Origin of the sequence: Alteromonas sp. RKMC-009 (assembly GCF_003584565.2) — a bacterium.
Lineage (GTDB): Bacteria > Pseudomonadota > Gammaproteobacteria > Enterobacterales > Alteromonadaceae > Alteromonas.
This window is the reverse complement of record NZ_CP031010.1, coordinates 4,359,027-4,383,898: the sequence shown is the minus strand read 5'-3', so window position 1 is coordinate 4,383,898 and position 24,872 is coordinate 4,359,027. Positions and strand designations below refer to the sequence as shown.

At 49.6% G+C, this 24,872-nt stretch carries 22 protein-coding genes; 15 read left to right on the top strand and 7 right to left on the bottom strand.

Features of this window, described 5'->3' with window-relative positions; genetic code table 11:
- The first annotated feature begins 14 nt into the window (after positions 1 to 14).
- Positions 15 to 2,810, top strand: a complete 2,796-nt coding sequence (gene acnA / locus DS731_RS19175; protein WP_119502825.1) for an aconitate hydratase AcnA — start codon at positions 15 to 17, stop codon at positions 2,808 to 2,810.
- Here the strand turns inward: acnA and DS731_RS19170 are convergent.
- The 3 genes from DS731_RS19170 to DS731_RS19160 form a co-directional block, all read right to left on the bottom strand.
- Positions 2,807 to 3,130 (bottom strand): DUF3392 family protein, encoded by a 324-nt coding sequence (locus DS731_RS19170; RefSeq protein WP_119502824.1) that lies wholly within the window; start codon positions 3,128 to 3,130, stop codon positions 2,807 to 2,809. The genes acnA and DS731_RS19170 overlap by 4 nt on opposite strands.
- A gap of 108 nt (positions 3,131 to 3,238) precedes the next feature.
- Positions 3,239 to 4,132, bottom strand: coding sequence for a sugar phosphate isomerase/epimerase family protein (locus DS731_RS19165; RefSeq protein ID WP_119502823.1), 894 nt, complete (start codon positions 4,130 to 4,132; stop codon positions 3,239 to 3,241).
- Positions 4,133 to 4,205: 73 nt separating this feature from the next.
- Complete coding sequence (locus DS731_RS19160) at positions 4,206 to 5,210, bottom strand: LacI family DNA-binding transcriptional regulator (RefSeq protein ID WP_119502822.1); 1,005 nt, start codon at positions 5,208 to 5,210, stop codon at positions 4,206 to 4,208.
- A gap of 295 nt (positions 5,211 to 5,505) precedes the next feature.
- Between DS731_RS19160 and DS731_RS19155 the strand changes: the two genes are divergently transcribed.
- The 11 genes from DS731_RS19155 (at position 5,506) to rplI (ending at position 16,362) form a co-directional block, all read left to right on the top strand.
- The gene (locus DS731_RS19155) at positions 5,506 to 6,663 is read left to right on the top strand and encodes a Gfo/Idh/MocA family protein (RefSeq protein ID WP_119502821.1); all 1,158 of its coding nucleotides are present in this window, start codon (positions 5,506 to 5,508) and stop codon (positions 6,661 to 6,663) included.
- Positions 6,664 to 6,694: 31 nt separating this feature from the next.
- Positions 6,695 to 7,750: a sugar phosphate isomerase/epimerase family protein gene (locus DS731_RS19150; protein WP_119502820.1), complete on the top strand. Its 1,056-nt coding sequence runs from the start codon at positions 6,695 to 6,697 to the stop codon at positions 7,748 to 7,750.
- Between the two features lie 49 nt (positions 7,751 to 7,799).
- On the top strand, positions 7,800 to 9,017 hold the full coding sequence (locus DS731_RS19145) for a nucleoside permease (protein WP_181013638.1): 1,218 nt from the start codon (positions 7,800 to 7,802) through the stop codon (positions 9,015 to 9,017).
- On the top strand, positions 9,010 to 9,897 hold the full coding sequence (locus DS731_RS19140; RefSeq protein ID WP_119502818.1) for a hydroxypyruvate isomerase family protein: 888 nt from the start codon (positions 9,010 to 9,012) through the stop codon (positions 9,895 to 9,897). Before DS731_RS19145 ends, DS731_RS19140 begins: the two co-directional genes overlap by 8 nt.
- A 43-nt stretch (positions 9,898 to 9,940) precedes the next feature.
- Positions 9,941 to 11,623, top strand: coding sequence for a GMC oxidoreductase (locus tag DS731_RS19135; protein WP_119502817.1), 1,683 nt, complete (start codon positions 9,941 to 9,943; stop codon positions 11,621 to 11,623).
- A 2-nt stretch (positions 11,624 to 11,625) separates the two neighbouring features.
- The gene (locus tag DS731_RS19130; protein ID WP_119502816.1) at positions 11,626 to 12,243 is read left to right on the top strand and encodes a gluconate 2-dehydrogenase subunit 3 family protein; all 618 of its coding nucleotides are present in this window, start codon (positions 11,626 to 11,628) and stop codon (positions 12,241 to 12,243) included.
- Positions 12,244 to 12,298: 55 nt separating this feature from the next.
- Entirely contained in the window at positions 12,299 to 13,069 is a 771-nt protein-coding gene (locus DS731_RS19125) for a 3-keto-disaccharide hydrolase (protein WP_119503512.1), read from the top strand.
- Between the two features lie 302 nt (positions 13,070 to 13,371).
- Positions 13,372 to 15,039 carry a malate dehydrogenase (quinone) gene (gene mqo, locus DS731_RS19120; RefSeq protein ID WP_119502815.1) on the top strand — a complete coding sequence of 556 codons (1,668 nt, stop codon included), beginning with the start codon at positions 13,372 to 13,374 and terminating at the stop codon, positions 15,037 to 15,039.
- A gap of 209 nt (positions 15,040 to 15,248) precedes the next feature.
- On the top strand, positions 15,249 to 15,647 hold the full coding sequence (gene rpsF, locus DS731_RS19115) for a 30S ribosomal protein S6 (RefSeq protein WP_119502814.1): 399 nt from the start codon (positions 15,249 to 15,251) through the stop codon (positions 15,645 to 15,647).
- Positions 15,648 to 15,658: 11 nt separating this feature from the next.
- Entirely contained in the window at positions 15,659 to 15,889 is a 231-nt protein-coding gene (gene rpsR, locus DS731_RS19110; protein ID WP_070126454.1) for a 30S ribosomal protein S18, read from the top strand.
- Positions 15,890 to 15,909: 20 nt separating this feature from the next.
- Positions 15,910 to 16,362, top strand: a complete 453-nt coding sequence (gene rplI, locus DS731_RS19105) for a 50S ribosomal protein L9 (RefSeq protein ID WP_119502813.1) — start codon at positions 15,910 to 15,912, stop codon at positions 16,360 to 16,362.
- A gap of 82 nt (positions 16,363 to 16,444) precedes the next feature.
- Here the strand turns inward: rplI and DS731_RS19100 are convergent, their stop codons facing one another.
- From DS731_RS19100 to DS731_RS19090, 3 genes are all read right to left on the bottom strand, one after another.
- A complete protein-coding gene (locus DS731_RS19100; RefSeq protein ID WP_119502812.1) occupies positions 16,445 to 17,386 on the bottom strand; it encodes a bifunctional helix-turn-helix transcriptional regulator/GNAT family N-acetyltransferase in 942 nt (313 codons plus the stop codon).
- Between the two features lie 95 nt (positions 17,387 to 17,481).
- Positions 17,482 to 18,558 (bottom strand): glycosyltransferase family 4 protein, encoded by a 1,077-nt coding sequence (locus DS731_RS19095; RefSeq protein WP_119502811.1) that lies wholly within the window; start codon positions 18,556 to 18,558, stop codon positions 17,482 to 17,484.
- Positions 18,555 to 19,589, bottom strand: coding sequence for a glycosyltransferase family 9 protein (locus DS731_RS19090; protein ID WP_119503511.1), 1,035 nt, complete (start codon positions 19,587 to 19,589; stop codon positions 18,555 to 18,557). The genes DS731_RS19095 and DS731_RS19090 overlap by 4 nt, the downstream gene beginning before the upstream one ends.
- 81 nt (positions 19,590 to 19,670) lie before the next feature.
- On the opposite strand from DS731_RS19090, the gene waaA reads away from it, so the two are divergent.
- The gene (waaA, locus tag DS731_RS19085) at positions 19,671 to 20,978 is read left to right on the top strand and encodes a lipid IV(A) 3-deoxy-D-manno-octulosonic acid transferase (RefSeq protein ID WP_119502810.1); all 1,308 of its coding nucleotides are present in this window, start codon (positions 19,671 to 19,673) and stop codon (positions 20,976 to 20,978) included.
- A 273-nt stretch (positions 20,979 to 21,251) separates the two neighbouring features.
- Here the strand turns inward: waaA and DS731_RS19080 are convergent, their stop codons facing one another.
- Positions 21,252 to 23,051: a cation:proton antiporter gene (locus DS731_RS19080; protein WP_119502809.1), complete on the bottom strand. Its 1,800-nt coding sequence runs from the start codon at positions 23,049 to 23,051 to the stop codon at positions 21,252 to 21,254.
- Between the two features lie 206 nt (positions 23,052 to 23,257).
- Between DS731_RS19080 and DS731_RS19075 the strand changes: the two genes are divergently transcribed.
- Positions 23,258 to 24,097, top strand: a complete 840-nt coding sequence (locus DS731_RS19075) for a hypothetical protein (protein WP_119502808.1) — start codon at positions 23,258 to 23,260, stop codon at positions 24,095 to 24,097.
- A gap of 151 nt (positions 24,098 to 24,248) precedes the next feature.
- The gene (locus DS731_RS19070) at positions 24,249 to 24,830 is read left to right on the top strand and encodes a hypothetical protein (RefSeq protein ID WP_119502807.1); all 582 of its coding nucleotides are present in this window, start codon (positions 24,249 to 24,251) and stop codon (positions 24,828 to 24,830) included.
- Positions 24,831 to 24,872 lie beyond the last annotated feature (42 nt).

Genomic DNA, 24,872 nt, shown 5'->3' with positions numbered 1-24,872 from the left:
ACATTACCGTATGAATGAGAAATTCTCCGGCGCTTTTTTGTCTGTTCAGGCCATACAGAACCGCGCACTCATTCAATTTGAAAGGTGAAAACGTGAAATATCAGAAGTTTACGACCGTTAATGTTGGCGATAATGCATTCAAAGCAATCAGTTTCGATTCCATTGGGCAGCAATTCGACCTCGACCGTCTGCCTTTCTGCATAAAGATCCTGCTGGAAAACTTAATCCGCCACGAAGACAAGGAATTCGTAAGCAGCGAAGATATTGAGAAAGTGGCGAAGTGGGATATTAAAGATGACAGTCAGCATGAAATTTCCTTCGTACCGGCCAGGGTAATCCTGCAGGACTTTACCGGCGTGCCCGCCATTGTTGACCTCGCCGCCATGCGTGATGCGGTAAATAATTTAGGGGGAGATGCACAAACCATTAACCCTCTGAACCCTGTAGAACTGGTTATCGACCACTCTGTTATGGTGGATTATTTTGCCTCAGAGGATGCCTTCGAGAAAAACACCGGTGTGGAAGTTCAGCGAAACCGTGAGCGCTATCAGTTTCTGAAATGGGGACAGTCTTCTTTTGACAACTTCAAAGTGGTGCCGCCGGGCCGGGGTATCGTGCACCAGGTGAACCTGGAATATCTCGCACGTTGTGCATTTACCAAACAGGAAGGAGACGACACACTGGTGTATCCGGATACGCTGGTAGGCACAGATTCTCATACCACGATGATTAACGGTCTTGGTGTGCTTGGCTGGGGCGTAGGTGGTATTGAAGCCGAAGCGGCCATGCTGGGACAACCCGTTACCATGCTGCGCCCGGACGTGGTGGGCTTCCGTTTAACCGGAAAGTTGAATCCCGGCGTAACTGCTACTGACATGGTTCTGACGATCACTGAGCAACTGCGAGAGCATGGTGTGGTGGGCAAGTTCGTTGAATTCTACGGGCCTGGCATTAAATACCTTACCACTGCAGACCGCGCGACCATTGCAAACATGGCGCCTGAATACGGAGCCACCTGCGGTATCTTCCCGGTAGACAGCGTGGCACTGGATTACCTGAAGCTGACCGGTCGTCCTGACGAACAGATTGAACTGGTCGAAGCCTACGCAAAATCAGCCGGTCTGTGGCACGACGATCACACCAAAGATGCCATTTATCACGAAACGCTGGAATTGGACCTGGCCGATGTGGTGCCTTCTATTGCAGGACCCAAACGTCCGCAGGACCGTATTGCTCTTGATACTGCCGCCAGTGCCTTCACTGACTGGTATCAGTCTCAGATTGATATAAAAGTCGAAGGTGAAGAAGCTAAATTTGTTGCTGAAGGCGGCGATATGGCAGAAGTGGATGAAGAGCAGGATTCTTTCGTCAACTTCAACGGTGAGAAATTTAATCTGGAAGACGGTGCAATAGTTATTGCCGCCATCACCAGTTGTACGAATACGTCTAACCCGTCAGTGCTTATCGGTGCCGGCCTGCTGGCGAAGAAAGCGGTGGAACTGGGTCTGACCCGTAAGCCCTGGGTGAAAACTTCACTGGCGCCTGGTTCACAGGTGGTCACACAGTATCTGGAAGATGCAGGACTCATGGAGCCCCTTGAGCAACTTGGGTTTAACCTTGTGGGATACGGCTGTACTACCTGTATCGGAAACTCAGGTCCGTTGCCCGAGGAAATTTCCCGTGCAATTAACGATGCGAAAATCACCGTTACCTCAGTATTGTCCGGTAACCGTAACTTTGAAGGTCGCATCCATCCGGATGTAGCGGCTAACTACCTGGCTTCTCCACCGCTTGTGGTGGCATACGCGCTGGCTGGTAATATGAAAGTGGATATTACCCGTGAGCCAATCGGTACAGATAAGAACGGAAAACCGGTTTATCTGAAAGATCTGTGGCCATCAGAACAGGAAATTCAGGCGAAAATTAACGACTATGTATCGGGCGATCTGTTTAAGCAGAAATACGCGGATGTATTTAAAGGCAATGACATCTGGAACAAACTGGATGTGTCTTCAAGCTCTGTGTATGACTGGCCGGACTCCTCTTACATCAAACATCCGCCTTTCTTTGCTGACATGGGCAGTGAACCTGCGGCACTGAGTGCCATCGAAGGTGCACGTTGTCTGGTGAAGGTGGGTGATTCCATTACCACCGACCATATTTCTCCTGCCGGCGCCATTGCCCCGGACAGCCCCGCAGGACAATATCTGCAGGAGCAGGGTATGAAGCCGGAAGACTTTAACTCTCTGGGATCTCGCCGTGGTAACCACGAGGTGATGATGCGGGGTACGTTTGCCAATGTGAGACTGAAAAATCAGTTAGCACCCGGCACCACCGGCAGCGCAACCACCCATTATCCCAGCGGTGATGCCATGTCTATTTTCCATGCGGCCATGCGCTACCGTGAAGACGGTGTGCCGGCTGTGGTTATCGGAGGCAAAGAGTACGGTACAGGCTCAAGCCGGGACTGGGCAGCCAAAGGGCCGTCATTATTAGGTGTCAAAGCCGTAATGGTAGAGAGTTATGAGCGTATTCACCGTTCTAACCTCATCGGTATGGGTATTCTGCCGTTGCAGTTTAAGGAGGGCGACAGCGCGTCATCACTGTCATTGCGTGGTGACGAAACCTACAGCATTGCGCCTGTTGAACGTGGCCAGAAGGAAGTGCAGGTAACTGTCACGTCTGACGATGGTGAGGCCCGTCAATTTATGATGGACGTACGGATTGATACCGCCAATGAGTTTACCTACTTCGAGAACGGCGGCATCCTCCACTATGTTATCCGGGAGTATCTGAAGAAAGGCGCTTAAATATAGCGCCGTCTTTCGGCAAGTACGCCCAGAATGATGAATGCACTGATAAAGCCCGCGCCCTGTAAATACCAGGGCAGGTATTTTATCAGGTAGAGCAGGAACGGCGCACCGTGAATAGTGAGCAGCCCGTATCCGAAAGCACACAGCAACACGAACAGTGTGGTGCGGATAAGAAAATGATATGGCGCCAGCATCCGTTTGATATGTTTATTGATGATGTCGCCGTACACCACCAGAATGGTGGCCATCAGCATGATACTCAGTTGGGTGTAATAGGGAGATAGCCACTGGCTTAACTGGCCAAATAGTTCTGTCATATATTCACTGCAAAAATGCCCGCTCTGAAAGCGGGCATTTTACGTTTTGCGGCAAAGAAAACCTACGTCTGAATTAAAGTTCAGCGTATGTACCTGACCACTCAGGTATTAGCCGGCCAGCAATTTGGATACGGCTTTGTAACCTTGCTGAATAGTTTGCAGTTTATCCGGTGTCTGGTCGCGTTCAACGAAACGGTGCTCTACGCCCGCCTGCTTCGATGCGGCAAAGATTTTGGCAAAGTTAATTGTACCGGTACCTACGTCAGCGAACTGGCCCTGCTTGTCCATGTCTTTGACGTGCCACAGCTTGAAGCGGCCGGGATGTTTGGCAAAGTAAGCCAGCGGATCTTTATTGGCTTTGAACATCCAGAACAAATCCATTTCCATCGCCATTTTGTCAGCGTCCACTTCGTTCAGTAACACATCGTACGGCTCGACACCGTCAGTAACGTGGAATTCGAAGTCATGATTGTGGTAGGCCAGTTTCAGTCCCTGACGGTTACAGGCATCGCCCCACTTATTGCATTCTTCTGCCAGCTTTTTGTACACATCGATGGTTGTACCGCGCTGTTCTTCAGTCAGATAAGGGATAACCACATATTTGTGGCCTACTTCGAGGGCGGTTTCGATAACTTTATTAATGCCTTCTTTGCGGAACATATCCAGAGGAATATGTGCAGAAGGTGCTGACAGGCCTTCACCATCAACAATTTTGCGGATTTCTTTCGGGCTGTGACCAAAATAACCGGCGAATTCCAGTTCTTTGTAGCCAACCGCTGAAACCAGTTTCAGCACGGCGGGTACACTGACGGCCATCATATCGCGCAGTGTATACAGCTGTAATCCTACGCGGGTTTCCGCTTTAGCCTGACCAAATGCAAATCCCGGTGCCATCAGCAGGCCTGCTCCGGCTGCGCCCAGTTTTACGAATTGACGACGGTCCAGTGAGGACTGGCCGATCTTGCTGGCAATATGACTTGCCTTAATGTTTCTGCCTGACATGTTATTCTCCTTCGTCATTTGCACTTGCTCACGAAGTTACAGCGTACGCAGCAAGTAAAAGTCATCGTTCTGTTTAATCCGGAGCCTTCCCGGTGCTGCCCCGTAAAATGAGTTCGAACGGCATAATTACTTTAGGTGCCGTTGTCAGTTTGCCTTCCAGTACGTCCACTAACAAGTTTACAGCAGTGCGGCCGAAGGCTTCTGCCGGCTGTGCAATGGTGGTCAGAGGGGGATCGCAATAGGCGGCAAAGTCGATATTATCAAAGCCGGCAACCGAGATATCCTGAGGTACCCGCAAACCTGCGTTTTTAAAGCCCTGAAGTGCACCCAGAGCGGTTTCATCGTTCTCACAGAATACCGCAGTAGGGCGGTTATCCAGTGCCAGCATCCGGCCGGCAGCTTCATATCCCGCCTGCAACGTAAAATCGCCGGCGAAAAGTAAAGACTGATCGTAAGGAATATCGGCGGCTTGCAATGCGTCACGGTAACCGGCAAGCCGCTGCTGTGTGAGTGGACTGTCTGCAGGGCCCTTAAAAAGCGCAATACGTTTGTGACCGAGAGAGAGCAGATGCTCGGTCATGGCTCTGGCCGCGGCGCGGTTATCCAGTGTCACGGTCGGGCAAATATTCGAACTCAGCACCTCACAGGCATTCACCATGGGCAGCATGCTGTCGTTCTTGCCGGTATCTTCAGAAAACGGGTTGTGTGCGCGAAGCTGAATAAGTCCGTCAGCTTGAGATGTTTGTACCATCTTGGCGTAATTCGCCTCGATGTCTGCATTGCCAAGCGTATTGCCCAGTAACAGTGAATAGCCGGATTCGGCTGCGGCTTCCTGCATGCCACTAATCACCCTGGCAAAAAATACGTTTGCCACCGTAGGAACCAGTACTACCAGACTGTGGGTTTTACCGGAGCGGAATTTTACCGCCATCAGATTTGGCTTATACCCTACTTCACTCACTGCTGACATGACCTTCGCCCGTGTTTTCGGAGAAACACGTTCAGGCTGTTGCAAAGCACGCGACACAGTTGCCACGGAAACTCCGGCTAAATCAGCGACATCTCGGATATTTGGCATTACCTTTTTCTCAAACCACTTTTTTATTCTTTGCAGTGCTAAGTGAGGTATTCACTTCTGTGCATATGTAACGGATTACATTTTGTCGCGACAGGATTACCCAAATGTAAGCATAAATCCAGTTTTAAATGTGAAGTATAAACAAAAAATATACAAAATTTCCGTGTGTTGATTACATTTGGTCGTCCGGACTACGACGATGGTAGAAAATTCGTTGACATCAATTTATGTAATCCGTTACATTTTTACAGTAATTACATATTTGTAACAACGATGCGCACAATTGGGGGAATACATGGCGAAGTTGCAGCGGGTTCGCATGGGTATGGTCGGTGGTGGTGAAGGTGCTTTTATCGGCGCCGTACATCGTCACGCAGCAGGCCTGGACGGTCAGTACGATTTAGTTTGCGGGGCATTCAGCCGCGATACTGGTAATAATCAACGTACCGGTGACAGTTTGGGTTTAAGCAGCGACCGCGTTTATGCCTCGTGGCAGGAAATGCTGGAAGCAGAAAATAAATTACCTGCTGACGAGCGTATGGAAGTGGTTGTGGTTGTTACGCCAAACCATCTTCACGTGCCGGTCACCATAGCCGCGCTGGAAGCTGGCTATCATGTATTCTGCGAAAAGCCTGCCGGTCTGAATCTGGCAGAAACCAAAGAACTGGCGAAAGTCGTTAACAGTTCTGACCGTCTGTATGGTCTGGCGCACACCTACCTGGGGTATCCCATGGTGTGGCAGGCTAAAGCCATGGTTGAAGATGGCAAGCTGGGCAACATCCGTAAAATTCTCGTTGAGTACCCGCAGGGCTGGTTAAGCGGCGAAGACGACCCCGATAACAAGCAGGCTGCATGGCGCACAGATCCGGCATTGTCCGGCGGTGCAGGCTGTATGGGCGATATCGGTACCCATGCCTTTGGTCTGGCCGAATTTATCAGCGGCCACACGGTAACTGAACTGTGTGCAGACATGAATATCATTGTACCGAACCGCCGTTTAGACGATGACGGTGCAGCATTCTTCCGCACTGCTGAAGGCGCTAAGGGCGTGCTTATCGCCAGCCAGGTGTGTGCCGGTGAAGAGAACGCGCTGAAAATTAAATTGTACGGTGATAAAGGCGGACTGGAATGGCATCAGATGGAGCCTAACTCCGTTATTTTCCGCACACTGGATGCACCTTACTGTGTATACCGTGCCGGTTCCGGCCAGCCGGGTTTGTACCCTGAAGCGTCCGATCGCTGCCGTACTCCGTCAGGTCACCCTGAAGGCTATCTTGAAGCTTTTGCTAACCTCTACCGTTACTTTGCCATCGCTGTACGCGAAGGTCAGACAGGTAAAGCTGAAGGCGTGCCCGGTCTGAAGTCCGGTTTACGCGGAATGGCATTTATTGAAGCAATGGTTGCCTCCGGCGCCAGCGACGTGAAGTGGCATCCAATCCCGGATACCGAGTAACAGACCCGTTTACAGAATTTAGGAGATTACCATGGCAGCAATTAAAGGCCCTGCGATTTTTTTAGCACAATTTGCAGGTGACAAAGCGCCGTTCGATACCCTGGAAGGGATGGCAAAGTGGGCAGCTTCACTGGGTTACAAGGGCATTCAGGTGCCTACAGACCCCAAATTATTTGATTTAGAAATTGCCGCGGAAAGTCAGGAATACTGCGACAAAGTAAAAGCCATGTGTGCTGAAGCCGGTGTTGAAATTACCGAGCTGTCTACACATTTGCAGGGACAGCTGGTGGCTGTTCACCCTGCTTACGATGAGTTATTTGATAACTTCGCGCCTGAGCATTTACACGGTAAGCCGAAAGAGCGTACTGAATGGGCAATCAATCAGCTGATGCTGGCGGCAAAAGCCAGTAAACGTCTTGGCCTGAAAGCACACGTGACTTTCTCCGGTGCATTGATGTGGCATCTTGTTTATCCGTGGCCGCAACGTCCTGCCGGTCTTGTTGACGAAGGCTTCAAAGAACTGGGTAACCGCTGGAGACCTATTCTGGATGCATTCGAAGAAGCCGGTGTTGATTTGTGCTACGAAATCCACCCGGGTGAAGACTTACACGACGGTGCAACATTTGAGCGTTTCCTGCAGGAAGTTGACGATCACCCCCGCGCAAACATTCTGTTCGATCCCAGCCACTTCGTGCTGCAACAACTGGATTACCTGGACTTTATCGACCGTTACCACGACCGCATCAAAATGTTCCATGTGAAAGATGCTGAGTTCCTGCCAAATGGCAGAAGCGGCGTATACGGTGGTTATCAGGGTTGGGTAGACCGTCCGGGACGCTTCCGTTCACTGGGCGATGGTCAGGTAGATTTCAAGAGCATCTTTACTAAGCTTACCCAGTACGGTTTTGAAGGCTGGGCAGTGCTTGAGTGGGAATGCTGTCTGAAAGATTCTGCGCAGGGTGCTGCTGAAGGTGCACCGTTTATCGCATCTCATATTATTGAGCCAACTAAAGTTGCGTTCGATGACTTTGCCGGTGCTGGCAGCAGCACAGAAAGAAACCGCCGGATCCTGGGTCTGGACAAATAATAATAATGCCCGGGGCCAAAAGGCCCCGAAGTAGTAAGAGGATATAACAATGATAATGACCCGCCTGAGCATTATGATGTTTCTCCAGTTTTTTATCTGGGGTGGCTGGTTTGTGACCTTAGGTACCTTCATGGGGCAAACACTGGGCGCTTCCGGTAGTGAAATCGGTATGGCGTTTTCTACCCAGTCCTGGGGTGCGATTATTGCGCCTTTCATCGTTGGCTTAATCGCTGACCGTTTCTTCAATGCAGAACGTATTCTGGGTGTACTTCACCTGATTGGCGCAGCACTGATGTACATGATGTACGTCTCGACTGACTTTGCATCATTTTATCCCTATGTACTGGGTTACATGATTGCTTACATGCCGACACTGGCGCTGGTTAACTCGGTATCATTCGGCCAGATGACTGACCCGTCAAAACAATTCGGTAAAGTACGTGTTTGGGGAACCATAGGTTGGATTTTAGCCGGTCTGGTGATCAGCTATGTGTTCTCATGGGATTCTGCCAGCGGCATTTCTGAAGGCGCACTGCGTAACACCTTTGCACTTTCTGCCATTGGCTCATTAATTCTGGGTATCTTCAGCTTCACGTTACCTGCAACACCACCTAAAGCGAAAGGTACAGCTTCGGCAAGTCTGGGTGAAATGCTGGGTCTGGATGCACTGACACTGCTTAAAAGCCGCAGCTTCCTGGTGTTCTTCCTGTCTTCGGTACTGATTTGTATTCCGCTGGCGTTCTATTATCAGAATGCGAACCCGTTCCTGGCCGGCATCGGCGTGGAAAATCCGACGGGTAAAATGGCGCTGGGTCAGGTTTCAGAAGCATTGTTCATTCTGGCACTGCCGGTATTCCTGAACCGTTTCGGCATCAAGGCAACGTTATTGCTGGGTATGCTGGCGTGGGTACTGCGTTATGTGATGTTCGCCTACGGTGATGCTGACGGCGGTATGTTCTTATTATTAATCGGTATTGCACTGCACGGTATTTGTTACGATTTCTTCTTCGTATCCGGACAGATTTATACCGATGCTAAAGCCGGTGAAAAAATCAAAAGTGCGGCGCAGGGCCTTATCACATTAGCCACCTATGGTGTGGGTATGCTGATTGGTTTCTGGGTTGCAGGTAAGATCACCGACACTTACACATCAGAAGCCGGAGCGGACTGGAGCAGCATCTGGTTGTTCCCTGCAGGGTTCGCGGCTGTAGTACTGGTACTTTTCTTCATCCTGTTCAAAGACGAGAAGGTTTCCACCGATGCGTAATTCGCGTAGAGCGGTGCTTAAAGGGCTGGCGCTGTCAGGGGTTGGGCTGACAGCGACCAGTGCTTTATCTCTTCACGCGCATGCTGGCACAAGCCAGCATGCCGCCCTCAAAGGAAATATCAAACACGCAGTGGCGCGTTGGACATTTCCGGATCTTTCTTTAGAGGAGCTTTGCCTTGCCATTAAAGATATGGGCTTTTCAGCGATCGACTTAGTGGGTCCTGATGAGTGGCATATCCTTAAGAAACATGGCGTGCATTGCTCTATGTGTAATGGTGCTGAACTGAACCTTGAAGACGGTTGGTGTGACGACCGTTTTCATGAAGCGCTCATCGAACGTTACATTCCGCATATAGAGAAAGTGGCAGCAGCCGGTTACACCAACCTCATTTGTTTTAGTGGTAACAAACGGGGTATGGACAACGAAACCGGACTGAAAAATGCCGTTAAAGGGCTATCACAAATTCTGCCTCATGCTGAAAAGCACGGGGTAGTGCTGCAAATGGAACTGTTTAACAGCAAGGTCAATCATCCTGATTACATGGCCGACAATTCAGCCTGGGGTATCGAGCTGTGTCGCCGGCTGGGATCAGCGCATTTTAAATTGCTGTACGATATCTACCATATGCAGATAAGCGAGGGTGACATCATTCGCACCATACGTGACAACCATCAGTATTTCGGGCATTACCACACAGCGGGTGTGCCGGGGCGTCACGAGATTGATGACTCTCAGGAACTGTATTATCCGGCCATTGCGAAAGCGATTAAGGATTTACCGTTTGACGGGTATCTGGCCCAGGAATTTATTCCAACTCCAGACAGTAAGGCAGGCAAACTGAAGTCGCTTAACCAGGCGATCCGCATTTGTGATGTCTGATCAGTAGAAACGCTTTTGCCGGACGTGTTTAAGGGGACAAAACATGGCAAGTAATAACTATGATGCGATCGTTGTCGGATCGGGGATCAGTGGCGGCTGGGCTGCCAAAGAACTGACCGAGAAAGGCCTGAAAGTACTCATGCTGGAACGTGGCCGAAATATTGAGCACGTTAAAGATTATATTAATGCGCATAAAGAAAGCTGGGACTATCCTCACCGGGGCCTGGCTACGCAGGACATGAAAGAAGTTTATCCTGCACTTTCCCGCGATTACCCGCTGAATGAAATGACGCTTGGCATGTGGGCTAATGAGCAGGAAGCGCCATACATTGAAAAAGAACGTTTTGACTGGTACCGCGCCTACCAAATGGGCGGACGTTCACTGTTATGGGGACGTCAGAGCTACCGTCTGAATCCGGAAGATTTCATGGCTAACGGCAAAGAAGGTATCGCCGTTGACTGGCCAATTCGTTATGAAGACCTGTCGCCATGGTATGACTACGTTGAAAAATATGCTGGTATCAGTGGTACCCGTGAAGGCTTGAGCGTTCTGCCTGACGGTCACTTCATGCCTCCTATTCCGCTGAATGCGGTTGAAAAAGACGTTGCTGCCCGCGTTAAGAAAGCGTTTGGTGGTTCACGTCATTTCATCCACTCACGTTCAGCAAACATTACCCAGGGGATTAATGATATCCGTGTGGGTTGTCAGTTCCGTAACAAGTGCTGGTTAGGCTGTCCGTTTGGCGGCTATTTCTCAACTCAGTCTTCTACGCTGCCGGCAGCAATGGCAACCGGCAACCTGACAGTGCGTCCTTTCTCCATCGTAAAAGAAATCAAATACGATAAAGATAAGAAGCGTGCAACCGGTGTTGAAATCATTGATGCTGAAACTAACGAGACTTACGAGTTCAACAGTAAAATTGTATTCGTAAACGCCTCTGCCTTTAACTCTGCATGGCTGCTGATGAACTCGGCAACTGATGTCTGGGAAGGCGGTCTGGGCAGCAGTTCTGGCGAGCTGGGTCATAACGTCATGGACCACCACTTCCGCGTAGGCGCAAGCGCCAGTGTTGAAGGGTACGAAGACAGCTATTACTTCGGCCGTCGTCCGGCTGGTTTCTATGTGCCCCGTTTCCGTAACTGGGATGGCGACAAGCGTGATTACGTACGTGGCTTCGGTTATCAGGGTTCTGCAAGCCGTGGTGGCTGGCGTAAAGACATCGCCGAACTTGGTCTGGGGTCTAACCTGAAAGATGCGATGTCTGAGCCGGGTGACTGGACTATTGGTATGACAGCGTTCGGTGAAATGCTGCCGCATCATGACAACCGTATCTATCTTGATAGCAAGAAGAAAGATAAATGGGGTCTGCCGGTACTTGCCATGGACGTTAAGATCCGTGAAAACGAATACAAAATGCGTAAAGATATGAAGCAGGACGCCATTGACATGTTTGAGGCTGCTGGCCTTAAGAATGTTCAGGGTTATGATGCTGATTACGCACCGGGTATGGGTATTCACGAAATGGGTACGGCGCGTATGGGCCGCGATCCGAAGAGTTCAGTACTTAACAAGCACAATCAGGTTTGGGATGCACCAAACGTGTTCGTGACCGATGGTGCGGCAATGACTTCAGCATCGTGTGTTAACCCGTCTCTGACCTACATGGCAATGACTGCCCGTGCAGCAGACTTTGCAGTAGACGAACTGAAAAAAGGAAACCTGTAGCCATGAATCGTCGTGATTTATTGAAATTCATCACCGCTGCCACAGGTGTTGCATTTGTAGGTGGCAAAGCGCTGGCTTATGAAAATCTGCCAGTGGTGCCGCTGTCCGACACCGGTTTCAGCAAGGAAGACGTAGCCTTCTTCAACGAACTGGGCGAAGTCATCCTTCCCCGTACCGACACACCGGGAGCAAAAGACGCCGACGTAGGTAGCTGTATGGCCGTACTGGTAGCAGACTGCTATCACCCGACTATGCAGAAAACCTTCAAAGAAGGCCTGGTAACCCTGAAGAAGCGTGCTGAAAAAGAGTATGGCAAAGACTTCCTGTTACTTTCTGCTGAGCAGAAGATGGAATTGCTGTCTGCGCTCGACGAAGAAGCTAAAGCCTATAATGCTAAGAAAGGCATTTGGGGTGATGTAGCCATGAGCAATCCTAATGCGGGAGCGCCATGGGATGAAGAGCTGGTTGCTCCTCACTACTTCTCGCTGATTAAGCAACTGGTGTTGTTCTCGTTCTTCACGTCAGAAGTTGGCTCGACGAAAGTACTGCGTTACGTTGCCATTCCGACTAAATACGAAGATATCCCTTATAAGAAAGGTGACAGAGCCTGGGCTACCTGAGGTAGCCTTTTCACCAACACCATCATTTCAATATTAAGGGCACATAATGAAAAAGATGACAAAAACAACATTGCTATCCGGCTTAGCACTGTCACTGGCGTCAACAGCGTCAATGGCGAAGGAACTGAGTCCGGAAGAGCAGGCTGCTAAATCCGAAGTGTGGGAACCTGTTCCTGCTATGGTTGAAACCGCGCCGGGCAAAGCACCTTCTGATGCGGTGGTACTGTTTGACGGTACTGACCTATCCGCTTTTGAATCACTGAAAGGTGGTGAAGCGAAGTGGACGGTAGAAGACGGCACGCTAACTGTAAAACCGGGTACCGGTGATATTGTCAGCAAGCAGTCTTTCTGCAGCGTACAACTGCATGCTGAGTGGAAAACGCCTGAGGATGTTGAAGGGCTGGAAAGCCAGCAGCGCAACAACTCAGGTATTTTCCTGCAGCAGCGTTATGAAGTTCAGGTTCTGGACTCTTATAACAATAAAACTTACCCCAATGGTCAGGCAGGCAGTATCTACAAGCAGGCTATCCCGTTGGTTAACCCGGTGAATCCGCCGGGTGAGTGGCAGAGTTACGACATCATTTTTAATGCGCCTGAGTTTGATGGTGATGAACTGGTGAAACCGGGTTACCTGACCGTTTTAATTAACGGTGTGCTGGTACAAAACCACACTGAAATCTTAGGTAAGACCGAATGGATTGGCGGACCTTCTTATGAAGCGCATGGTTGTGCACCTATCCAGTTACAGGACCACAGTAACCCTGTGAGCTTCCGTAATATCTGGGTACGTGAAATCGGCCAGAATACTCTGACGGACTTCCGTTAAGCTTTACAGTGATAAACCTTCAAAGCCGCGAATTATCGCGGCTTTTTTATGCGTAGTTGCCAGCCCCGTAACGAGACTTTTATAAGCCCTGATCGTAAAAGTGAAAAAAGTGATGGGCAGATAAATGGCTTGTTAATAAAAGGAAAGTGAGTTTTTCCGGCCCGTATATTAACTTTTCATTTGTGCCAGTCGGCGATAAAACCGCTCCTGTTTACCAAATTATGCTATTCAAGCTGGCATTGATCTGAGTGCCGCAGCCTGCGTGTTTCCAGCATTCTCCCTTTCGTGTACCAGGAGTTCCTATGCGATTTTCAAAAAGAGCAATTACCGGTTGCTCATTAGTGGCGGTGGTTGCCGCTTCGTTCATCTATTCATCGGTAAAAGATGATTCTGGCAGAGACATTAAAGCCAGTACCAAAGTTGATGTACTGCTAATCGGTGGCGGTATTATGAGTGCAACCCTGGGGACTTATCTGCAGGAACTTGAGCCGTCGTGGTCCATGTTGATGGCCGAGCGTCTGGATGGTCCCGGCGAGGAAAGTTCAAACGGCTGGAATAACGCCGGAACCGGCCACTCTGCTTTGATGGAACTTAACTACACACCGCAACAGGAAGACGGTTCGGTTAATATCGATAAAGCTGTGAAGGTCAATGAAGCTTTTCAGATAAGCCGGCAGTTCTGGGCGTCTCAGGTTGAAAATGGTCACATGCATGATCCTGAGTCGTTTATCCGCAGCGTCGACCACATGAGTTTCGTCTGGGGCGATACTAACGTGAACTTCCTCCGCGCCCGCTATGCTGAGTTGCAGAAGCACAGTTTATTCAACAGCATGGATTACAGCGAAGATCCGGTTCAGATTGGCAAATGGGCGCCTCTTTTAATTGCCGGGCGTGATCCGCAGCAAAAAATTGCAGCCACCCGTTCCGTCATCGGTACCGATGTCAATTACGGAGAGATCACTCGTCAGCTGGTGAACGGGCTAAAATCTCAGGATAACTTTGAGCTGCGCCTGCGCTCTGAAGTGCGCGGGCTGAGCCAGAACGAAGACGGCTCCTGGCATGTGCTGATTGCCGACTTAGTGGCAGATAAAGAATATACCGTTGATGCAAATTTCGTCTTTATTGGTGCCGGTGGCGCCGCTTTACCGCTTTTACAGGCTTCGGGTATTCCGGAAGCTGAAAGTTATGGCGGCTTCCCGGTGGGTGGACAGTTCCTGTATACCGATAACCCGGAAATTGTCGCAAATCATAAAGTGAAAGCTTATGGTCAGGCTGAAGTAGGTGCTCCGCCTATGTCGGTTCCCCATCTGGACGCCCGCCGCATCGATGGCAAAGAGATCGTGTTGTTCGGCCCCTTTGCCACATTCTCAACCAAATTCCTGAAGAATGGTTCGCTGTGGGATCTGATTCATTCAACCACGACGTCTAATCTTATCCCCATGACAGAAGTGGGTCTGGACAACTTCAATCTGGTGCAGTATCTGATAAGTCAGGTAATGCTGGATGACGAAGACAGACTGGAAGAGTTACGGAAGTATTACCCTGAAGCGAAAGCAGAAGACTGGAAATTGATTACCGCCGGTCAGCGTGTACAGATCATCAAGAAAGATCCGCAAACCGGTGGTCGTCTTCAGTTTGGTACCGAAGTGGTTGTGTCGAAGGATAAGTCTCTGACAGCACTGCTGGGGGCATCGCCCGGCGCGTCTACCGCTGCGCCGATTATGCTTAATCTGATGGAGCAGGCATTTCCTGACAAAGTGTCCGGTGAATGGCTGCCGCAACTGAAAGCGATTATCCCGTCCTACGGCACTAAACTGAATGGCAATGTGAACGCAACACTGGATGAGCTCAATGCGACCAGCGAGACCCTGCATCTGAAAAAGCCGGTTGCTGCAACCGGGAAAGCACCAGTACCGGAAGCGGGTGTACCAGTGGTTGAAAAGTCTGAAGTGGCAGATATCGCCCTGTAAAGCCGTGCTTACCGGATTGCACAGTTTGTGTTAACGCACAGGCGGCATGTGCCGTGTTCTGAGACAATACACGGCATATGGTTAATTTGCTTGTCTGGTGAACAATTGATCTATATAATGCGCGCCCTTACAGCCATCAAACCTATCTAGTTCCTTGTCTCTATACAGTTTGGCTGTACTGTCGAGGCTACAACCGTAAGGAGCGTGTAATGCGTCATTACGAAATCGTATTTATGGTTCACCCTGATCAGAGTGAACAAGTACCTGGTATGATCGAGCGTTATACCACTATCCTGAAGCAAGAAGGTGGTCAAATCCATCGTCTGGAAGACTGGGGCCGTCGTCAACTGGCTTACCCAATCGAAAAGCTTCACAAAGCACACTACGTTTTGATCAACGCTGAAGCAACTGCAGAAGCTGTTGACGAGCTGGAAAATGCTTTCCGCTTTAACGATGTGATCCTGCGTAACCTGGTTATGCGCACGAAGAACGCTGTGACTGAACCTTCTCCAATGATGAAGGAAGAACGTCGTGAGCGTCGTGACGATTCTGCTCCACGCGGTGAGCGCGCGGAAAAGAAAACTGAAACCACTGAAGACAACGCGTAAGGAGATCTATCATGGCTCGTTTTTTCAGACGTCGTAAGTTCTGCCGTTTTTCTGCAGAAGGTGTTGAGCAAATCGATTATAAAGATATTGCTACACTGAAAAACTACATCACTGAGAGCGGTAAAATCGTTCCTAGCCGTATCACTGGTACCAGTGCAAAGTATCAGCGTCAGCTGTCTACTGCTATTAAACGTGCGCGTTTCTTAGCACTGCTGCCGTACACAGATTCACACAACAAGTAATTGGCGAAGGAGTAACTTAGATGGAAATCATCTTATTAGACAAAATCGCTAACCTTGGTGGTCTGGGCGATACAGTTAACGTTAAAGCTGGTTTTGCGCGTAACTTCCTGTTCCCACAGGGTAAAGCAGTTCCTGCAACTAAAGCTAACGTTGAGAAGTTTGAAGCTCGCCGCGCAGAGCTGGAAGCGAAAATCGCTGACCAGTTGTCTGCTGCTGAAGCTCGTGCTGCTAAAGTTGCTGAACTGGGTGAAGTGACTATCGCTGCTCCTGCTGGTGACGAAGGCAAACTGTTCGGTTCAATCGGTACACGTGACATCGCTGAAGCAATCACTGCTGCCGGCGTTGAAGTATCTAAAGCAGAAGTTAAACTGCCTACCGGTACACTGCGTGAAACTGGCGAATACGACATCGACCTGCAGTTACACTCTGAAGTAATGACATCTGTTAAGGTTGTTATTGTTGCAGAAGCTTAATTGCCAGTTGATTAAGTAATACTGAAAACCGCTGCACTTGCAGCGGTTTTTTTATGCCCGTTAAAATGTTTCCCGTATCAACTTACAGCATTAGCTGCATTTGTATATCGCACCGCGCGTAGGGTGAAGGTGTGGGTTTATCCACTTCTTTGAACCCCAGTTTGCGGTAAAGGCTGATGGCCGGTGCCAGTTTCCTGTTACTTTCCAGGTAAAGCTTCTTCGCTCCGGCATCACGGGCCTTTTGTATGGCAGCTTCCCCGAGGAGTGCTCCCAAACCTTTGCCCTGTTCGCTGTCTGCCACAGCCATTTTAGCCAGTTCATAGCAGTCATCATCCATGGCTATCAGTGCTACCGTTCCGCAAATATCACCGGCAGGATTTTGCACCAACAAAACATGGCCCCCTTTTTTCAGAATGTAATTTTCGGGGTCCCCCAGCGAGGCATGATCTGAGCTTTCCATGGTGAAATAGCGTTCTATCCAGTGCTTATTGAGCTGGTAAAACGCATCACGATGCTCAGGGGAATAGTCAATTACGCGGAATCCCCGTGTTGCCTTTTGTTTTATCAGGCCCAGCAAAGACGTTTGTGACAGCAGGGTTTCTACGGCACCCAGCTTTTCAAGGAAGTCCGGCGCCACGTCGTTCAGTGCTGAATTAAGGGCACTGCCGATGTCGGCTATTTGCTTTTCAAGCACCGGCTGCATCGTCAGTGCTTTATCTGACAGTGAAAGCAATTGCACCCGCTTATCCTGCTCAGAGGGGCGGGTAACAAGTAATCCTGCGCTTTTCATCTGAGCGGTGGTTTTACTGACAAACGGGTGAGACTGGCCGGTAATTTCTGCAATGGTACTCACACTTAATGGCGACTCCTGCATCAGACTATACATAACAGGAAACCAGCTTGGTTCCATGGGAACGTTATACGCTTTATAGACTTCACTGGCCTGTGCAACCAGCTTTTCAGACAATCTTCTGAACCGGCTGCCCAGTGCAGCTGCACCTGCCAGTTGTAAAACATCACCCATTTCCCAAACTCCACAATATACGTAACTAGTTACGTATATTAGATCTCAACGGGTAATGTGACAAGGGGAAATGATGTAGTTTGTAAGAGAGTCCTCTATAGGAGACTTTTATAAAGGCGCGTGTAAGCATCTGCCATGGCGGCGATACTGAAATGCTGATGCACATGATGAAGCGCGTTTTCACCCAGAGCGCGGGCTTCTGCCGGGTCATCCAGCAGACGAAGAATTTCCCTCGCCAGTGCGGCCGGGTCTCCCGGCTCGACCAGTAAGCCGGTTTTTTCGTTGTGAATAATTTCCGGAATGCCGCCAACAGGGCAGCTTATCATGGGGACTTTACAGGCCCCGGCCTGAAGCAGGATTATGCCAAGGCCCTCTGCATAAGCAGGGTGAACCATCACATCAATATTTGGCAAAATACGCGGCACATCTGATGTGAACCCGCACAGCCTGATATTTTTACCGGCTCCGGAGTCATCTGCCAGTTGCTGATACGCAGCCTGTTGTTTACCTTTACCGAACAGTAAGCAGGTCACATCCTGCCTGCGGGCCATTATTGCCTGCATGGCCATGATGAGATCTTTCTGACCTTTCCTCGGAATAAGCTGGGCGAAGTTTGCGATGACCTTATGGTTAGCAGGGATGTCATACTTTTCCCGAAACCACTCAGCGTCTCTGCCGTAGCAGAAGTCATTGAGATCGACTGCCGAGTGGATCACAGGCTGTGGGATCAGTTTGCAATGCCGTGACACCACATCATGTACACCCCGTGAAATACTGACGACAGCTTTGTAGTGCCGGTACTTCACTGCAGCCAGTGCAGACTCTTTATTATCTACCCTGCGGGTACATACAGCCGGAATACCGCACAGTGAACTCACCAGGCCGCCCCACACATCAGCACCCCGGCGGCTGTGAATGTGCAGAATATCCGGTTTAAGCCTTTTAACAAGCCGGTAGAGGCGGAAAGGGAACCTTAGATCCGTATCGCCGGAGTAAGGTACCGGATGCTTGATACAGCCGGGGGCCGGGATGTGAGAAATCGCACTGTCTGATGCGCACACCAGGTGGCTGGTAATGGTGTCTTCGGGCAATGCATTGATAAGATATTCAACCTGTTTGGCACCGCCATACAACTGTCTGCCAAGTTCCACATGCATCACCTTTATCGTCATAGCCACTTCTCCAGCCACGCGGTGACTTTTTGTGGCGTGATAGCCCGCATGCAGTCGTGGGCTCCGTTACAAACCGGCTTACGCTTACAGGGGGCGCAGGGTAAGTTTTCGTACAATACTGTGGCATCCGGATTATCTGTTTTCGTATACGGACAGGTGGAACCGAACAGGGCCAGAACAGGTCGCTGATGACAAATCGCCAGGTGAGTCAAACCCGTATCCACACCAACTACAGCACGTGCATTTGCCAGTATGGCACCGCTGGCTGCAAGAGACAGTTTTCCTGCGAAAGAGAATATATGTTCTTTGCCTGAAGCCAGTTCTGATGCTGTATCCGCATCGCCAGGCCCCCCGGCAATAATCACCGGAAGACTGTCATGAATATTTAACCACGCTATGACATCTTTCCAGTGCTGCAATGGCCAGTGTTTCTGAGGACGGGTGGTAAAGGGACACAGAACGATGTAGTCGTCACTGATACCGCTGGCAGCAAGGGCATCCTTCGCCTGGCGCACAGCCGGCCCAGAGGCAGGCAGTGTCATGGTGAAGTCATTTGCACCAAGATAGCGCCCCAGTGCTTTGTACTCCGAACTGATGTCATCAGAGTCCGGTTTTTTCAGTGATTCTGTCAGTAGCCAGTGACTGTACTCTTTGCTTTTAAACCCTATGCGGTGGCCTGCGCCGGATAACCAGCAAAGAAATGCGCTTTTAAGCAGTCCCTGTGCATCTATAGCGATATCGAAGTGATGTGATAACAGCTCTGCCTTAAATGCTCTCACAGCGCGACAGAGGCTCAGCCAGCGCCTTTTTTTGACCAGTGCTGACCATTCTTTCTTCGGCCATGGAATAACCTCGTCAACATCAGGATGAGCCTCAATGAAACTGGCATAGGGCGCTTCGGTAAGCCACACAAGGCGTGAAGCATTTAGTGAGGATTTTATGTTGGATGGCAAACCGGAGGCCATTACAATGTCACCGATGGCGCTTAGTTTAACCAGAAGTACAGCAGGCTTGTGACTCTTGTCCGGCATAACAAACACAATAATTGAAAACTGATTTTTAGTTAAACAAAGCTTCACGACAGTTTAATGACGAAAGGACGCAGAGTACGTATGACTGCCCGCAAAAACCAATACCGGCCCGGCCTCAGTGAGACATTGTTTCGCTGGTTTTATTCATTATTGCTGGCGCTTATCGTTCCGTTCGCTTTTCTGAATCTCATCATTCGCGGGCAGAGAAGAAATAAAGAATATAACCACCGCCGTTTTGAGCGATTTGGCTTTGTTCGTCCGCCAGCCGCGCCGGGGGGGTATCTTTTTCACTGTGTCTCAGTAGGTGAGGTGGTCGCGGCGTCTGTGCTGATAAAGCAGTTAATGAAAGAAGAACCGGAAACACCGGTGACGATAACCACCACCACGCCCACCGGTTCGGCGCGGGTCAGATCCATATTCAAAGATACTGTTCACCACTTCTATTTACCCTACGATTTACACATGGCTATGGCGGGTATGCTGCGGCGGGTGAAGCCCAAAATGGTACTGATCACTGAGGTGGAGCTGTGGCCTAACCTGATCCACAGCTGCTGGCGTCGTGACATTCCGGTTGTAGTGATTAACGCCCGCATGACAGATCGCTCCGCCAGACGATATAAGAAACTGAAAATACTGTTTGAGCCCATGCTTCACAAGCTTTCCCATGTATGCGCCCAGGGTTTGAGAGACTTTAAAAATTATCAGTTTCTCGGTATCAAACAAGAAAAGTTAACACTTACTAACAATATAAAGTTCGACCAGGCAATGTCTGCACCGGATGCCGGTGATTCATTTTACGGTCTTGACAAAAAGGCCCGCCGGGTACTGGTTGGTGGTAGTACTCATGAAGGTGAGGAAAGTGCCTTACTTGATGCTTATCAGAGCCTGAAGCCCGGCTTTCCGGATTTATTACTCATTCTTGTGCCCAGGCATCCGGAGCGGTTTGCCCGCGTAGCGGATCTGCTGGAACAAACAGGGTTGCACTACCTGCGTACAGCTTCGCCGGGCGCACAGGTGAGCAGTGAGACTGACGTCATGCTGGTAGATGAAATGGGCAAGCTTAATACCGTCTATACATTCGGCACCATTGCCTTTGTCGGTGGCAGTCTTGCGGATAAAGGTGGTCACAACGCCCTGGAGCCGGCTGCACAGAAGTTACCGGTGATCATGGGGCCCAACGTTTATAACAATCCGCTTATTTGCCAGTACCTGCAAGAATGTGGTGCGCTCAGCATAGTGGAAGATGCGACGCAACTCGCCGCCTGTTGTAAAACGTTGTTTGATTCTCCCGATGCTGCCCGTGTGGCGGGCGAGGCCGGATTTGCTGTGATCAGTGCAAACCGGGGCGCGACCGGGAAGACACTGGAAGTCATTCGTTCATCCATTTGAGCCTTTTTGGTGCATGTGAGTTGAATTGGTGCGTTCTGTTGGTGCGTCAACAGTAGGTAATGGTTGGTAAATGCCCTGTAAAAAGCATAAATAACTGATAATTATGGCTTTTTAAAATTTGGTCTGTCTATTGCTTTCTTAAGCGCCGACGGTGTAGCTCAAGTAAAAAATAAACAACAACGCATCCAATAATAATAATAGAGGGGAGCGCTTGAATACACGTTATTTCCAGGGAGAGGCACCCTGCCCCAAGGGTAGGGTGCCGTTCTGGCCTCACACCGGCTCACTCTCCGGTATAATCAAGCTGATTAATTTCCATCCTGCTTTTGGTGCAATATCTTTACCATTCAAAAATGCATGAGAACGTCCGTTCTCGTCCAGTGCAATAAGCGGAATGGCTCTGTCGCCGTATCTTGCTGAATAATCTTCGAAAGTAAATTCTTCGCTCAGGCGTGTGGTTTTCACGGATGCATCATGAGAGACAGCAGAGGCCAGGTATCCGTATGTGACTCCCTCAGCAAACAGTGTCAGTTTCTGCGCATACTGGGTGCTGACCTGATGCGATGGCCGTGCACTTTGTTCATTGTTGGTTAAGCCCCACACTTTATCTTTGCCCATGGTGTACTCAAAATGATAAGCAATCATAGGGTTAAGTTGTTTGTAGGGAGACATGATCAGTACAGTACCGAATAAACCTAAATCCAGGCTTCGCGCTGCGTGATCCGACATGGGGTTACCGAAATAGGCCGGAATATCCATCATTCTGGTTTCTTTAATGGCATCCCAGTTGGTATCGGCAATACAAACCGGCAAATCATGTGCTTTCAGTTCTTTTGCCAGCATCCGGCTGAACTTACTGCCGCCGAAAATTAAAAAGCCGTTTGGCGCAGGGGAGCGAACTTTCAGAAGTTTGGCCACAGATTTGGATGACAGACTCTGTACAACGACGGTGGTAATAATGACCACAAAGACGATGGGAACGATAACCCCTGCACCCTCATAGCCAATTTCCTCCAACTTCAGAGAAAACAGTGCAGATACGGCTGCTGCTACAATACCTCTGGGCGCTATCCAGCTGATCAGTGCCAGTTCACGCCAGTTTAGTCCTGTGCCCACAGAGGAAGCCAGTACGGAAAGGGGTCTGGCGATAAACATAATGGCCACCAGAACCACAATGACGCCGGAACCGACCTCGAACACAGAGTCGAGATTTAACCGTGACGCAAGAATAATAAACAGGCCGGAAATCAGAAGAACACTTAAGGTTTCTTTAAACTCCAGGATGTCTTCCACGTCCACATTTTTCATATTTGCCAGTACCATACCGGCAATAGTCACCGCCAGCAGGCCTGACTCATGGGCTACATGATTAGAGATGGCAAAAACACCCAGTATCAGGGTGAGAACGGCGGTGTTTTGCAGATAGTGGGGGATCAGTTCTTTACGTAGCGACAGACCAAGCAGGTAGCCGGCGGCCAGACCCAGGGCGGTGCCCATACCTACCGTCTTACCAAACGCCACCAGAGTATGTACCAGTGCCGTGTCCTGAGAGGCCACAATGTACTCGTAAACCAGCACCGCCAAAAGCGCACCGATAGGGTCAATGACAATGCCTTCCCAGCGCAGAATGTTAGCGATGTTACTTTTCGGTCTTACAGTTCTGATCATCGGCACAATGACCGTCGGGCCTGTTACGGTTACGATGGCACCAAACAGGGCTGCAAGCTGCCAGGATAAATCCAGGCTCAGGTGGGCAGCGATGGTTGCCACCACCCAGGTGACCAGCACGCCAACGCTGCACAGGTTTCTCACCATATTGCCGTGACCCGCAATATCACTGAATTTTAGTGTCAGTGAACCTTCAAACAGGATGATGGCCACCGACAGGGATACAACTGGAAACAGAAGATCCCCGAACAGTGCGTCTGCGTCGAGCACGCCAAATACCGGACCAACGATAATACCGGTTATCAGCAAAGGTAAAATGGCTGGCAGGCGTATTTTATAAGCCAGAAACTGACAGAATATAGACAGCAGGCCGACACTGACCAGGCTTAATAACGGGTCTGACACGTGGTGTTCCTTCTTAAAGTTGAAGCTATGCCGCTGATGCCCGGCATATTTATTATTTTCCGGCTTTTATACTGACCTCAGGTCAAAGCGGATTTATCGTTAGCCATTGCAAAAAATAATCGTCACAATGGTATAGTAGTCTGAACTTGTGCATATCACATTGTTTTATTTAGATTAACCTTATTTACAGCAGAAAGAGAATATCAGTGAACCGTATTGTTTTCATTTTAAGCCCGTTATTGTTACTGGCAGGTTGCAGTGTGTCAGCAGATCCACAACATGGTGTTGAGGTGCTGTCCACCTATACGCTGGATAACGCGCTGAAGGAAACATCGGGTCTGTTTTGCGACAGCAACAGTATTTACACCATCAATGACTCTGGCAATGAGCCGGAATTGTTTACCCTTGGACAGGACGGATCGCTGACCGCAAGGGTGACGCTGGATGCAAAAAACCGTGACTGGGAAGCCATTACCGGTGACGATGACTATTTCTATATTGGTGACATCGGAAATAATGCCGGTAAGCATAAATCACTCACCGTCTATAAGATTAACCGTGCAGACCCCGTGCAGGAAGCAGTAAAGCGCCGTTTTACCTACGCAGGTAATACGCCGCAGGAAAATGCTCCCTATGCTCACGATTATGATGGTGAAGCCATGACAATGCGGGATGGAAAACTGATCCTGTTTTCAAAAAGCTGGGCTACGGAGCAGTCACACGTATACGTTTTACAGGATATAAAAGCTAAGCAAGTACTTACTCCATTCACGTCAGTAGACGGGCTTCCCGGCGTTGTCACTGGCGCAGACTGGAACAGTGATACACAGGAATTTGTTCTGGTCGGTTACCGAAGCAATGCCCTGGGCATGTTTAAACCTTTCATCGCCACTGTCAGTGGTGACTATCAGCTGAAAACTGTCGACTTTCTCTCACAATTCGCCCAGGTCGAAGGTGTTTGCTACGGTCCCGACGGTAACGTATGGATCTCACAAGAAAGCACGCCTTATACCTCTGCAAAACTCGCAAAGCTTAAATTTCATTAATGGCTATAAAATCAACACACTGATATTTTTTGGGTATAGTTAGACTAATTGAGGATGGTTTTATATACCCAAAAAGCTGCCCGTTTGCTTATACTTTAATCACTCGCTGAGGTATGCCCTTTGCAGAATGATAATAAAGCGGAGCAGAACCATGTTGAAACAGGTAACCACATTAGCACTTTGTGCCCTGCTGACACCTCAGGTATGTCTGGCCAGTTCTTCTATTGGTGATCAGGCTGAAGCCTGGCTGGAAGAAAAACTTGATTACTCCGGTGATATCTCCGTTTCCCTGTCGAAAAATAAAATCAGATTCAATGGCTGCCGCCAGAAAGATTACAAACTGAGTCTGGCAACCAGAATCAGCGATACAGTTAATCTTGAAGCGGTAGCGTCTTACGGTCGCGCTGTAATGGACTTTGGTGTGTTCGGTCAACGGGTGACATCGAGAGCGTATGAACTGATTACCTGGTGGGAGCAACCAGCTTACCGGGTTGGGGTAGCGTCCGGCGTGCGTCCTGCTCATGATATTGATTTACCGGTAAGCGGCTCTTTTGCCCTGCCTGACAGCAACACCGTATCAGTGTATCTGGAAACGGAAGGTGCCGAAGAAAACCACACCATGTCGTTTGCTGTTCGAAGAGAAACCTGGCACGGCGATACATCAGATATCACTTTGTCTCAGGACAAGAGTTACGATAATCAGGTGCAGTTGGGTTACCGCGTAAGCTTTTAATTCAGTGTTGAGAGGCTGATAAAAAAGGGGCGATTATCATCA

What these genes read in the sequence shown, in the direction of transcription:
- acnA (WP_119502825.1), top strand. Translation starts at nt 15, where the DNA reads ATGAGAAATTCTCCGGCGCTTTTTTGTCTGTTCAGGCCATACAGAACC.
- DS731_RS19170 (WP_119502824.1), bottom strand. Translation starts at nt 3,130, where the DNA reads ATGACAGAACTATTTGGCCAGTTAAGCCAGTGGCTATCTCCCTATTAC.
- DS731_RS19165 (WP_119502823.1), bottom strand. Translation starts at nt 4,132, where the DNA reads ATGTCAGGCAGAAACATTAAGGCAAGTCATATTGCCAGCAAGATCGGC.
- DS731_RS19160 (WP_119502822.1), bottom strand. Translation starts at nt 5,210, where the DNA reads ATGCCAAATATCCGAGATGTCGCTGATTTAGCCGGAGTTTCCGTGGCA.
- DS731_RS19155 (WP_119502821.1), top strand. Translation starts at nt 5,506, where the DNA reads ATGGCGAAGTTGCAGCGGGTTCGCATGGGTATGGTCGGTGGTGGTGAA.
- DS731_RS19150 (WP_119502820.1), top strand. Translation starts at nt 6,695, where the DNA reads ATGGCAGCAATTAAAGGCCCTGCGATTTTTTTAGCACAATTTGCAGGT.
- DS731_RS19145 (WP_181013638.1), top strand. Translation starts at nt 7,800, where the DNA reads ATGATAATGACCCGCCTGAGCATTATGATGTTTCTCCAGTTTTTTATC.
- DS731_RS19140 (WP_119502818.1), top strand. Translation starts at nt 9,010, where the DNA reads ATGCGTAATTCGCGTAGAGCGGTGCTTAAAGGGCTGGCGCTGTCAGGG.
- DS731_RS19135 (WP_119502817.1), top strand. Translation starts at nt 9,941, where the DNA reads ATGGCAAGTAATAACTATGATGCGATCGTTGTCGGATCGGGGATCAGT.
- DS731_RS19130 (WP_119502816.1), top strand. Translation starts at nt 11,626, where the DNA reads ATGAATCGTCGTGATTTATTGAAATTCATCACCGCTGCCACAGGTGTT.
- DS731_RS19125 (WP_119503512.1), top strand. Translation starts at nt 12,299, where the DNA reads ATGACAAAAACAACATTGCTATCCGGCTTAGCACTGTCACTGGCGTCA.
- mqo (WP_119502815.1), top strand. Translation starts at nt 13,372, where the DNA reads ATGCGATTTTCAAAAAGAGCAATTACCGGTTGCTCATTAGTGGCGGTG.
- rpsF (WP_119502814.1), top strand. Translation starts at nt 15,249, where the DNA reads ATGCGTCATTACGAAATCGTATTTATGGTTCACCCTGATCAGAGTGAA.
- rpsR (WP_070126454.1), top strand. Translation starts at nt 15,659, where the DNA reads ATGGCTCGTTTTTTCAGACGTCGTAAGTTCTGCCGTTTTTCTGCAGAA.
- rplI (WP_119502813.1), top strand. Translation starts at nt 15,910, where the DNA reads ATGGAAATCATCTTATTAGACAAAATCGCTAACCTTGGTGGTCTGGGC.
- DS731_RS19100 (WP_119502812.1), bottom strand. Translation starts at nt 17,386, where the DNA reads ATGGGTGATGTTTTACAACTGGCAGGTGCAGCTGCACTGGGCAGCCGG.
- DS731_RS19095 (WP_119502811.1), bottom strand. Translation starts at nt 18,558, where the DNA reads ATGACGATAAAGGTGATGCATGTGGAACTTGGCAGACAGTTGTATGGC.
- DS731_RS19090 (WP_119503511.1), bottom strand. Translation starts at nt 19,589, where the DNA reads ATGCCGGACAAGAGTCACAAGCCTGCTGTACTTCTGGTTAAACTAAGC.
- waaA (WP_119502810.1), top strand. Translation starts at nt 19,671, where the DNA reads ATGACTGCCCGCAAAAACCAATACCGGCCCGGCCTCAGTGAGACATTG.
- DS731_RS19070 (WP_119502807.1), top strand. Translation starts at nt 24,249, where the DNA reads ATGTTGAAACAGGTAACCACATTAGCACTTTGTGCCCTGCTGACACCT.